At 56.9% G+C, this 11,793-nt stretch carries 11 protein-coding genes; 7 read left to right on the top strand and 4 right to left on the bottom strand.

Annotated elements, in window-relative coordinates; genetic code table 11:
- Positions 1-15: 15 nt before the first annotated feature.
- Together phoB and phoR are read left to right on the top strand one after the other, a co-directional pair.
- Positions 16-708: a phosphate regulon transcriptional regulator PhoB gene (gene phoB, locus QPL95_RS14230; RefSeq protein ID WP_303291657.1), complete on the top strand. Its 693-nt coding sequence runs from the start codon at positions 16-18 to the stop codon at positions 706-708.
- Positions 709-738: 30 nt separating this feature from the next.
- Positions 739-2,058, top strand: coding sequence for a phosphate regulon sensor histidine kinase PhoR (phoR, locus tag QPL95_RS14225; protein ID WP_303291656.1), 1,320 nt, complete (start codon positions 739-741; stop codon positions 2,056-2,058).
- On the opposite strand, the gene QPL95_RS14220 is transcribed toward phoR, so the two are convergent.
- On the bottom strand, positions 2,055-2,951 hold the full coding sequence (locus tag QPL95_RS14220; protein ID WP_303291655.1) for a response regulator: 897 nt from the start codon (positions 2,949-2,951) through the stop codon (positions 2,055-2,057). The genes phoR and QPL95_RS14220 overlap by 4 nt on opposite strands.
- Positions 2,952-3,165: 214 nt before the next feature.
- On the opposite strand from QPL95_RS14220, the gene QPL95_RS14215 reads away from it, so the two are divergent.
- The 4 genes from QPL95_RS14215 to QPL95_RS14200 all read left to right on the top strand — a co-directional run bounded on the left by QPL95_RS14215 (position 3,166) and on the right by QPL95_RS14200 (position 7,157).
- The gene (locus QPL95_RS14215) at positions 3,166-4,401 is read left to right on the top strand and encodes a lytic murein transglycosylase (RefSeq protein WP_303291654.1); all 1,236 of its coding nucleotides are present in this window, start codon (positions 3,166-3,168) and stop codon (positions 4,399-4,401) included.
- A gap of 164 nt (positions 4,402-4,565) precedes the next feature.
- Positions 4,566-5,303, top strand: a complete 738-nt coding sequence (locus QPL95_RS14210; RefSeq protein WP_303291653.1) for a THxN family PEP-CTERM protein — start codon at positions 4,566-4,568, stop codon at positions 5,301-5,303.
- A 124-nt stretch (positions 5,304-5,427) separates the two neighbouring features.
- Complete coding sequence (locus tag QPL95_RS14205) at positions 5,428-6,456, top strand: metal-dependent hydrolase (RefSeq protein ID WP_303291652.1); 1,029 nt, start codon at positions 5,428-5,430, stop codon at positions 6,454-6,456.
- Positions 6,456-7,157: a pseudouridine synthase gene (locus QPL95_RS14200; RefSeq protein WP_303291651.1), complete on the top strand. Its 702-nt coding sequence runs from the start codon at positions 6,456-6,458 to the stop codon at positions 7,155-7,157. Before QPL95_RS14205 ends, QPL95_RS14200 begins: the two co-directional genes overlap by 1 nt.
- Here the strand turns inward: QPL95_RS14200 and QPL95_RS14195 are convergent.
- A complete protein-coding gene (locus QPL95_RS14195) occupies positions 7,154-7,645 on the bottom strand; it encodes an asparaginase domain-containing protein (RefSeq protein WP_303291650.1) in 492 nt (163 codons plus the stop codon). The two genes, QPL95_RS14200 and QPL95_RS14195, sit on opposite strands and share 4 nt — an antisense overlap.
- A 15-nt stretch (positions 7,646-7,660) precedes the next feature.
- A complete protein-coding gene (gene pbpG / locus QPL95_RS14190; protein ID WP_303291649.1) occupies positions 7,661-8,686 on the bottom strand; it encodes a D-alanyl-D-alanine endopeptidase in 1,026 nt (341 codons plus the stop codon).
- Between the two features lie 140 nt (positions 8,687-8,826).
- Here pbpG and QPL95_RS14185 point away from each other — a divergent pair, with 140 nt between their 5' ends.
- Entirely contained in the window at positions 8,827-11,439 is a 2,613-nt protein-coding gene (locus QPL95_RS14185; protein ID WP_303291648.1) for an EAL domain-containing protein, read from the top strand.
- On the opposite strand, the gene QPL95_RS14180 is transcribed toward QPL95_RS14185, so the two are convergent.
- Positions 11,426-11,716: a type VI secretion system PAAR protein gene (locus QPL95_RS14180; RefSeq protein WP_303291647.1), complete on the bottom strand. Its 291-nt coding sequence runs from the start codon at positions 11,714-11,716 to the stop codon at positions 11,426-11,428. The two genes, QPL95_RS14185 and QPL95_RS14180, sit on opposite strands and share 14 nt — an antisense overlap.
- Positions 11,717-11,793: the final 77 nt, after the last annotated feature.

Raw genomic sequence — 11,793 nt, 5'->3', positions numbered from 1 at the left:
CACAGGTTAAAGCTCATGACTGGAAAAACTGTCCTGATCGTCGATGACGAAGCACCCATCCGCGAAATGATTGCGGTAGCGCTCGAAATGGCTGATTACGACTATATGGAGGCAGCGGATGCCCGCGAAGCCCATGCCCTGATTGTCGACAAACAGCCAGACCTGATTCTGCTGGACTGGATGCTGCCAGGCACCAGCGGTGTGGAACTGGCCCGGCGCCTCAAGAAGGAAGAGTCTACTGCAGACATTCCGATTATTATGCTGACCGCCAAGGTTGAAGAAGACAACAAGATCCAGGGCCTTGAAGTCGGCGCGGATGACTACATCACCAAACCGTTCAGCCCCAGGGAACTGGTCGCGCGGCTCAAAGCCGTGCTGCGCCGTGCAACACCCGCGGGTGTAGACACCCCTATTGAGATCGACGGCCTGACGCTGGACCCGATCGGCCACCGGGTGACAACCTCCGACGGTGCCATTAGCATGGGACCTACCGAGTACCGGCTGCTGCAATTCTTCATGACACACCAGGAGCGGGTCTACACCCGCTCACAACTGCTCGACCAGGTGTGGGGCGGTAATGTGTATGTGGAGGAGCGCACCGTGGATGTTCATATCCGGCGCCTGCGCAAAGCCCTGGGTGAAAGCTACGACCATTTGATTCAGACCGTGAGGGGAACAGGCTACAGGTTCTCCACAAAAGTCGCCTGAGACCTCCGGTTCATAACAAGGCCGTCATTGATGCACCATAACTGGTCCAGATACCTGCGCCTGATTCTCACTGCCATCGGCGGCACAACCCTGGCCGGGCTCTACTTTGGTCAGCCGTTATACGGCCTGCTTGTCGGTCTTGTTGCCTACCTTTGGTGGACCCTGATCCAGGCGCGCAGGCTCTACCAGTGGCTCGGCAACCCCAGCGCGACGGACGAGCCCCCCCAGAGCATCGGGCTTTGGGGTGACATCTTCGACAACCTGCACAAACTGCATCAGAACCACCTGCTGACACAGGATCGGCTGCGAGCCCGCATCAATCGCGTGCAGGAGTCTACCAACGCCATGCGCGACGGCGTGATCATGACCGACGCCAAGGGCGCCATGGAGTGGTGGAACGGGTCAGCCGAACATTTGCTGGGTTTCCGGCGCAGCACCGATCAGGGCCAGTACATCCACAACCTGATCCGCTCGCCCGTCTTCAAGGCCTATTTTGATGCCCGGGATTACCGGGAACCACTGGAGCTGAATTCCCCGGCCAAACCTCACATACACCTGCAGATTCAGATCAGCTTGTTCGGTGACGATGACCGGTTAATTGTGGCTAAAGACGTCACCCGCCTGTTTCAACTGGAACAGATGCGCCGTGACTTCGTCGGTAACGTATCCCACGAAATGAGAACACCGCTGACGGTGATCAGCGGCTACCTTGAAACCCTGATGGATCACGGTGACGAGCTACCGCCCAAGTGGCGAAGAGCGATCAACACAATGGCAGCCCAGTCTTCCCGCATGGAGGCACTGATTACCGACCTGATCCTGCTGTCAAAAATTGAAACCGGCGAACACACCGCAGACGAAACCCTGACCGATGTTGAAGCACTGCTGGGACAGATCTGCCATGATGCCAAGGCGTTAAGTGGCGACAAAAACCATCAGATCGATGTCAGCATCAATGACCACCGGCTGCTCAGGGGTGACGACAGCCAATTAAGAAGCGCGTTTTCCAACCTTGTCTTCAACGCTGTGAAATACACGCCAGCAGGTGGTCGTGTGACCGTCTCATGGACCACCAACCGCGACGGCGCTCATCTATCGGTGAAAGATACGGGCATCGGCATAGACCCTGTCCATATCCCGAGGCTGACCGAGCGCTTTTACCGCGCAGACCCGAGCCGGCATAAAGACACCGGGGGCACAGGTCTGGGCCTTGCCATTGTCAAACACGTGCTGATTAACCACGATGGCAACCTGGAAATCCGCAGCAAAATCGGAGAAGGCAGCGAGTTCATTTGCCACTTCCCGAGGCAACGTCTGGTAGAGCGCGTACCTGAAAGCACGGCCGTTTAACGGCCACCTGCACGGAAGCGAGCGATAAACCGGGAGAGGTCCTCGAGTTTTTTCGGATCCTCATCTACAAAGCGGATGGTCACGCTGACAAAGTCGGTATCCTGCCGTTTATCCACCGCCTGCAACTGATGAACATAGCCGTTCAGGCGTGCCACCTGACCCTCCGCCACCTCCATATCCACCACAGCCTGATCCAGAATGCCCGGAAACGCCTGATCACGCTTGGCGATCACCCGGACTTCCGTGAGATTGATATCCTTGACCACCGACTTGAGCGTACTGTCGGAAAACCTTACAGAAGCAACACTCATCGCACCCCTTGGCCCGGCCCTGCCTGAGTCGGGCGCAGCGTTTCCGCCCGTGAGAAGCGGATTGTTCTTGCCAGCTGTAGCAGCCACCGGCTCTTTTTTGGTCTCCGGCAGCTCCCGCTTCTGCGTGAGCAACGCAGCAGACTCCTTGAACGCATCCGCAGGGCCATCGAGGGACTTGCCACTGCTGTCCATCGCCTCTTTCAGTCGGCGCCCCATCACCTTGATGATTTTTTTGCTGAGCCCCTCCGGGCTGAACGGCTTGCCGAGATACTCCGACACCCCCTCCTTGACCGCCTCAACAACGTGATCCTTATCACCACGACTGGTGATCATTATGAACGGCACATCCTGATATTGGGGCTGCTGACGCATCCACTGCAATAGCTCCAGGCCAGACATCTCCGGCATCTCCCAATCGCACAGCACCAGATCAAAATTCGCTCTCGACATCAGCGACTGTGCCCGGCGCCCGTTCTGGGCATCGGTTGTTTCGATCACCGGGAAGCGCTGGCGCACCGTGCGCTTGATCAGATCCCTTACAAAGCTGGCGTCATCCACCACCAGTGCTTTCAGTGTTGCCATAACTACATCCACTCCGGACTTACCTGCATCCGACAACTATAGAACATCCCTGCCCTATCGTGACCCACCCACAACAAAAAGACGACAAACACGACACATGCCACCAGGTATTAAAGAATTGTCACTCTGCGGGCATAAATGCAGTGTTTTCCCATGGTTGAAACAGGCTACCATGGCGTCAAACGAAGCTATTCAATGTCTCGCGAGGTTTTCTGTGGCTCATCTGACGACACGGTTCATTATCCGACGCATCCTGGCGGCGGTATCACTGACAACCCTGGCACTGAGTGCCCAGGCCCAGAGTGTGCCGACCATGACGGACGCCGAATTCAATGAGTGCAAACAAACCCTTGAAGCCAAGGCCATTGCCGCTGGCGTGAGTGAAAGCACCGCACAATCCGTGATGGCAGACGTCAGTTATCTGGAACGGGTAATAGAACTGGATCGCCGGCAACCGGAATTCACCACGACCTTTGCCGATTATTTCAACCGTCGAGTGAATGAGGCCCGCATCAGCAAAGGCCGTGAATTGCTCGCAACCCACCGCGAATTGTTGAGCCGGGTCACCCGGGAAACCGGCATTCCGGCCGCTTACCTGGTCTCTTTCTGGGGGCTGGAAACCAATTTCGGCAGTTACTTCGGCAAAATGTCCGTACCCAGCTCTCTCGCGACGCTGGCCTGCGATCGGCGCCGCAGCACGTTCTTTACGGAACAATTCATTGCGGCACTGCAGATTATCGACGAAGGCGCTATCCCCGCCGAGCAGATGGAGGGCTCCTGGGCCGGTGCCATGGGCCACGTCCAGTTCATGCCGACCGTGTTCCTGAAGCACGCGGTTGATGCCGACGGCGATGGCCGGAGAGATCTATGGAACAGCCTGCCAGATGCCATGATGTCTGCTGGCAAGTTCCTGGCATCCATGGGCTGGAATGGTGACTATCGCTGGGGGCGCGAAGTTCTGATCCCCCGAAACTTCGATTTCAACCTGGCCGATGGCCGGCGCCTGCCGCTGAAAGCATGGCGCGACATGGGCATTACCGACGCCTTCGGCAATGCCCTTGCTGACGAGCCCATTGACGCAGCTCTGGTCGTACCCAGCGGCCATCAGGGGCCAGCATTCCTGGCCTATGATAACTTCCGGGTCATCATGGGTTGGAACCGCTCAGAGTTCTACGCCATCGCCGTGGGTCATCTTGCCGATCGTATTGCCGGTGCCGGCGGCTTAAAAAACCCACCTCCGGAAGATCAACCGGCGCTGTCACGGGACCAGGTTCTGAAACTACAGGAAACCCTGAACAATAAGGGCTTTTCCAGCGGCGAGCCAGACGGCATTCTGGGCTCCAACACCCGTAAAGCCATCCGGGCTTTTCAGAAAGCTGAAGGCATGATCCCGGACGGTTTTCCCTCTGCGCAACTTTTGCAGAAGTTAGGCATCATTCTTGAAGGCTGACGGAGCAATCTGTCAGCTTTGTTTACACAAAAGAATAGCAAGTTCCATAACCAACTGATAAAAAAGATTTAAAATTTCTGGCACACAATTCGCTTTACCTTGCAAAACAAACCGAACCCCGGCTCGGACGCACCAATAATTCTGTACACAGCAAGGTGAATCACATGATGAAATGGACGAAAGGCATACTTGCCAGTGTGGCAATGGGATTTGCGACGACCGCAGCAGCATTCCCTGTTGACCTGGTTTCAGTCGACGGTCAGTGGGGCACACCTACAAATGGCGATAACATTCAGGGTGTAGGCAGCGACACGCTGCGCTGGGGCGTTGGCGAGGAGAGCTGCACAGGAATCTTGTGGTGGAAGACCTGCACCAATGGGCCTCAAAGCGGATATGGGTTCCAAGGCCCAGCCAGTCTTCCAGAGACCATTGTATCCGACTCCCCCTTCGTACTCGGCACTTTCACCCACTTTAATAACCGCATAACGGGCGACAGCATCACCGGTGTTGACCTGGATGTCTACGCAACCTTTGCGACCAACCCAGGTGATGCCAATGTTACCGGCCCTTACACGTTCGAGTTTTCTCATAACGAAACTCCTAACGTCTACTGCGGCCCACTATCATTCTTCTTTGGCTGTTCCAGCAAAGACGTCGACGACATCGTTCGCCTGGACAACATGATTGAAAGCTCCGAGTTCCAGTTCGGGTCCAATATCTATTCCCTGTCTCTGCTGGGATTCCAAGGTGGTGCTGACGAAGTTTACACAGAAGAAGGCAAAGCCACTTCTGTCGACCTTCTCGCGAAGCTGAATGTTCGCTCAGTGCCAGAACCCGGCACCCTGGCCCTGCTCGGCCTGGGCCTTGCAGGCCTTGGCATGGCTCGTCGCAGAAAAGCCTGATCCTTCTGCCCGACTCACTGGCGGCACACACCGCCGCCAGTGTTTCTTTTCCCTCCTCGTGATCTGATGGCCGATTCCGCGCATAATATCTCTGACACCCTTTAACGATATTATCCGGGACTCCATGGACTCAATCACTCAAGCTGCACTCGGCGCATCCATTGCTGGCGCTGTTGCTGGCAAAGCACTGGGCCGATCGGTTCTGATTACCGGCGCTCTTATTGGCACCCTGCCCGACCTGGACGTCATCATCGACTACGGCACTGCCGTCGCCAATTTCACCCAACATCGTGGATTCAGTCACTCCCTGTTCGTTCTGGTACCACTGTCGCTTCTCCTGGCGTGGGGGCTTTGGCGCTGGAAACCCGTGATTTCCTATCAACGCTGGCTGGCATTGGTCGGGCTAATACTGGTCACCCACCCTTTGCTGGATGCCTTTACCACCTATGGAACCCAGCTGTTCTGGCCACTGGGAAGACCCGTTGCGCTGACCAGCATATTCATCATTGACCCGTTGTACACCTTGCCCTTGCTGGCCGGTTGTCTGGCGTTTTTGATTCGCCCGCCAGCCGTGAAAGCCATCGCGGCAGGGCTTATGCTCTCGAGCCTGTATCTGGGCTGGACCCTGGCGGCCCAGCAAATGATAACGGAAAAAGTGCGCCCGGCATTGGCCGATGCGGGCATGGCGGGCGCTTCGCTCATGGTTCAGCCCATGCCCTTTAACACCGTATTATGGCGGGCCACTGCAATCACAGAGGAATCCCGAGTCGAAATCGTCACCGGCTTTCTGGATGGCAAGAACCCACTGAGCCTGGAACGCTTCCCCCGCCATCCCGATCTTGCTCAGTCAGTCGCCACACTGCCGGAGGTTCGCCGCCTTGAGTGGTTCACCCGGGGGTTCCTGCAATATGAGCAGGTTGGCGGTCAGATCACGGCTACCGACATCCGCCTGGGCATTCCCGGGGCGCACCCGTTCACTTTCATCATCGCCGAAACCAACGATACCGGCATATCCGAACTGGCCAGCCGCCAGAGACCCAGGCCCGCCATTAACCGTGATGCCCTACCCCTGCTATGGTCACGGCTCACCGGAGAAGCGCCGGTACTTTGCCTGGCCACCCTCTCGATTCCTGAACACGGGAAAACCTGCTGATGCGACTGGATCAATACATTGCCAACAGCTCGGAGCTTTCCCGCAAGGATGCAAGGCGAGTCATCATGGGTGGCCGGGTATCGGTGAATGGTGCGCGCTGTAAAAGCGCCAGAGCCCACGTCGGCGAGCGCGACGAGATCATGCTGGACGATCGCTTGCTGACTTTGCCCGGCGACCTTTATTTGATGATGAACAAACCCGTTGGCGTCATCAGCGCAACCACGGACAGCAGTCAGCCCACCGCGCTGGACTTACTCCCGGCCGACCTGTCCAGGCACGTTCATATCGCGGGTCGACTGGACAAAGACACTACCGGCCTGCTGTTGCTGACCAGCGATGGCCAATGGTCTCATCTGGTCACGTCACCCCGGCGGGATTGCCCGAAAACCTATCGGGTACAGCTCGCCGAGCCATTGGCGCCCGAGGCTCGCGGTCAACTGGAACATGGGATTCTCCTGAAAGACGCCAGCAAGCCTACACTGCCGGCCAAAGTGACGATGCGCTCGCAAAAGGAGATCGATCTAACGATTTCGGAAGGCCGCTATCACCAGGTAAAACGCATGCTGGCAGCGGTTGGCAATCACGTAGAGGGCCTGCACCGACTGCAAATAGGGGCGATAGCGCTGGACCCGGCACTGGCACCGGGCCAGTACCGTAGGCTCACTGAAGAGGAAATCAACTCGGTGACCGACCCGGCTTAACTGGCTTCGGCTGTGCGCTCAAATTTCTGTGCTTCCAGGTTCTTCCGCACAGCACCGGCCTCAAACACTTCACCATTCATTGCAATATAAACTCCGGCTGGCAATAGCTGCACGGCGGCCCAGGCAAACCCGATATTGAAGATGGCATCGGTACGCCGCATCCGGGCTGGCTGCATGGCACCGGTCAGCACAATGGTCTTCCCCGGCACCCGTTTCAGGGCCTGAGCCGTCAACGCCATGGTATCGGTTCCATGAGTGATCAGAATCCGCGGGCTGTCGGTTTTGGTGACGGCGTCCAGAATCGCACCGCGGTCTTCGTCCGTCAGCTCCAGGCTGTCTTTATGCATCAGCTCACGGAGGCTGTAACCGTCGTGAATATTGGACTCTGCGAGTAGCTCGGGGAGCAAACTGGCGCCAATTTCAAACTTGCTGTTGGCATCGAAATAGACTTTGTCGATGGTACCGCCAGTGGTCAGTATCTGGATCATGAATGCGAAACCTGTTTATTGTTGAGTGCGGGCTGTCTGGCTCTGCTCCGGGCGGGCCAGTTCAGCGTTCCTTTCCTGTTCGTAGCGCTTTGCAGCAGCAGCGACAGTGCCGGGCTGGCCCGTTGCCAGCCACCGCTTGATGCGACCGGCATCCCCCATCGGGGAACGAGTGCCCAGGGAGTCCAGTAGAACCGTAATCACCGGCTGCCCCTCCATCTTTGACACCATCACCAGGCAGCGCCCGGCCTCCGAAAGATAGCCGGTCTTGCTCAGGCCAACTCCCCAGCTTTCCCGATGCACCAAAGCATTGGTGTTACCGAAAGACAGACTGTACCTGGGGCTTTTGAACTGTGCCCGATAATACCCGGTTGTGGAAAACTCTCCGATCACCGGATGACCCATGGCGGCATTGGCCAGGCGAACGAGATCCGAGGCACTGGATACGTTTTCACTGGACAGCCCGGTGGGATCAACAAACCGGGTATTCTCCATTCCCAACGACCTCGCCTTGGCATTCATGGCTTCAATAAAGCCGTCAAAGCCTCCGGGGAAATTCCTTGCCAGCGTGTAGGCGGCAAAATTTTCGGACGACATCAGGGCAATTCGAAGAACGTCGCCACGCTTGAGCTGGGAACCCACCCGGATTCGGGTCCAGGCGTTAGCCGCAGCGGGCAAGTGGCGCTCTTCAAAGGTCAGCCACTCCGCCAGGTCCAGGCCAGATTCAACCACCACCAAGGCAGTCATCAGCTTGGTGATCGACGCTATGGGTACCGGCCTGTCAGCGTTCTTACCGAACAACAACTCGTCTTCCCCGGCAATCGCCGCCGCTGCATTCACCGAGGCCAGCGCTGGTCGTTCTGCCACTGCGCCATGGGCGCCGGTCGCCAAAAGGAATAACACGGCAACTGCCGTCAACAACCGTAGTGAGGTAAACAATCGCTTGATCAACAACATACTGCTTTTGCTCTCCCGAACCGAACGCGAAACACCGTCTGCGGTCGCTACTATACCAGCGTGCACAAACAGGTGGGCAGGTCTCATTTTAAGCACCCGTTTAAAACAGGAAATGCAAAATAATTAAAAATAGATTAAAATCTTTTAAATTTCATAATGTTACATTTAGAAACCAAATGTAAATTATCGTAAATTCTCGCCTTGATTAATGTCAGGATGTTCACCGAATGGATTCCGAGCCCGCAAACCAAACCGGCACCATCTCGCCAATTAAGCCACCCTCCATTTGCGGGCTGAATCGCTGGATTCCCTTTATCGTTCTGCTCATTGCCAGCTCTTATGGCCTGACGGCTGCCCTGCTGACGTCAGCACCGGCCAACAACCCAGGGCAAATCACAACAACCGTTGTCGCCGAATTGCCTGAGCTAACGCTGCATGACGAAACCCGCTATTTGCTGGCGCCACTCAGCGATATCCTCGCGCCACAGCCCCCTCAGGCAGAAGCCTGGCGGCCGCTGTCGAACGGCAACTCCGGCATTGGATATCCGCACCAACCGGCCACCTTTCACTTTCAGTTGACCAACTCAGGCAACGATCCCGTGGCCAGCCGGATCGTTGTTGCTGCCCCCTACCTGGATCACCTCGAACCCGCCCTGATTCATCCGGACGGGACGGTCCAGCGATTACCGGTGATGGGGGATCTTTACCCGTTTGATCACCGTCAGATCGCCCTGCCCCAATGGGTCTGGCCGATCACTCTGCAGCCGGGACAATCGACCCTGCTGATGGAAGTGCGTAACAACGGGCCGGTGATGTTACCTCTGTCGTTGGCCGGTGGAAACGAGGTGGTCAGCGAGGGCACCTTTACCATTGCCTGGAAGTCGTTTCTGACCGGTTTATTGGTGTTTGCACTGCTGCTTAATCTGAGCATAGTCGCGAAATTGAAACGCCCGGGACTGGCCTGGCTTAGCGTTTTGATGATCGGTGTTATCTATAGCCAGTTGGTGATGGACGGCCTGGGGCACTGGCTGCTTTGGCCCAATACGCCAGAGTTCAACGCACTGCTATCGGTAAGCCTGCCGTTGTGCCTGATCGCCTTATGCGAGTTCACCCCCCACTTTATGGTCGTCAGCAAACCGGTCGCCCTTATTTTGCGAGCATTCAGCTTAGCTGCCGGCTTGCACCTGCTGGCGGCACCGCTGGCTGTACCCGTACTTGGCCAGGACGTATTTCTGGTGGTCAGTGCCGCGGGTGGTCTCTTTATTTTTACTCTGGTCTCCAGCCAGCTCCGGAGCCAGCCCTATGCCCGGTATTTCGCACTGTCCGTTCTGGCCATGGTGATCGGCGCTATCACCACTTCCCTCAGAACCATCGGCTGGCTGCCGATCAACCCGCTTACCGACTCCGCCTTCTTTCTGGGCGCAGCCGTCGGCTCGCTGGTCCTGACCAGTGGTGTGGGTCGTTTGTTACTGGAAGAGCGTAAACGCCGCCTAAGCTCAGACATACGGGTTGAAGAAGAGCAAAGGCTGCGAGCCCGCATCGAACTGGACTACGACCGGGTACTGAAAACCCACCGGGTAACCGGCAAACCCAACCGCCCCATGCTTGAGGAAACTCTGGCCACCATCGACAGTCAGCAGACACCTTACCTGCTTTGCCTGGTCAGGCTGGCCCGCTTTAACGAACTGGAGCAGGCTTTGGGTTACCGGGCAGCGGAGGATCTGCTGAAACAATATCTACGGCAACTCAATCGCTATCTGAAGCGCACCCTGGATGACCGGCTAATCATGATCAACGGCTACGGCATCGCAACCCTGGACACGGTCAACCATGCCTTCGCCATAATGCGCAGCGATAAAGCCAGGGATTGCGAACTGCTGGAGACCGTCAGCCAGTGGCTGTCAGAAAACTTCCGGGAAGGTCGGTTCTCGTTCTCCTGGGCGGCATCCGTAGGGGTGGCTTACGCGCCGGAGCATGGTAGCGACGCCGCCAGTGTTATCTCAGCTGCCGGGTTTGCCTCACTGGATGAAACCCGTACCCTGGCGATCTATGACCCGTCGATTGCCGACTGGCAATATCAACAACAGATTCTGATGCTGGACGTTGAAGGCGCCTTGCGTTCCGGGGAGATGTGGCTGGAGTACCAGCCCAAAGTCAACATCCGGGATGGCGCAGTTCGCTCAGTCGAGGCACTGATTCGCTGGCAACACCCCCAGTTCGGCAGAATCCCTCCCGATCACTGGATTCCGCTGGCGGAGCAGGTTGGCATCATTCACTCGGTCACTCTTTGGCTACTGGATCGGGCCTGTCAGGATTTCGCCGCACTTAAGGCTCAGCACGGAGACAGCATCGGAGTGGCCGTCAACATATCCGCCAAGGACATAGCCCACCCGGTGTTCCACGAAGAAGCCGCCGCCATCATCCGGCGGCATGGTATCCGCCCGGATTGCGTCATTCTGGAGATCACCGAAACCGCCGCCATGGCCGATCCGGACGTCGCCAGAAACACCATTCGGACACTGAGCGACACTGGCTTCAGAATTGCGCTGGATGATTTCGGCTCAGGCCATTCGTCGCTTGGCAATCTGGCCAGTTTTCCGCTGGACGAGCTGAAGATCGACCGCAGCTTTCTGACGGATGTACTGCTCCATCCGGTCCGGCAGAAAATCCTGAGGGCCGCTCTGGAGCTGGGCGAAGCACTGGATCTTGATGTGGTGGTAGAGGGCGTTGAAGATGAGGCTATCGCGTTCTGGCTACAGCAGTTCCCTGGCCTGCATGGCCAGGGTTATTACTGGGGACGGCCGGAAAGAGCAACCGCCACTCCAATCATCCGCCAATAATGACCGATCCACTGCCAATGGTGACACCACCACAGGACACCGCGCTGCCGGTAATCGCAGCGGGCTTGCCATTAATCATGACCGTGGCCGAGCCTGCAGCTATAGAGCGGGGATGAGGCGGATGCTTAGGTTTGGCGTGGGGTGCGAGCGGATCGCCAAGACGGGCCACCGGTTTGCCGTCAACAAGAACATCGGGTGAGCCAGCAAGAACCGGGGTAGGCGGAAAACCCTCGTGATCCATACCAAGATCGCCCAGAAGCACTATGGCTTTACTCATTGTCTGATTCCTTTCAAAACTGAGTTTAACCGCGCCATCCTATAACGAATTTCGTTTTAACCCAAGCCTGACCTGCA

Origin of the sequence: Marinobacter sp. SS5-14b (assembly GCF_030541005.1) — a bacterium.
Lineage (GTDB): Bacteria > Pseudomonadota > Gammaproteobacteria > Pseudomonadales > Oleiphilaceae > Marinobacter.
This window is presented reverse-complemented; position numbering and strand designations above follow the sequence as displayed.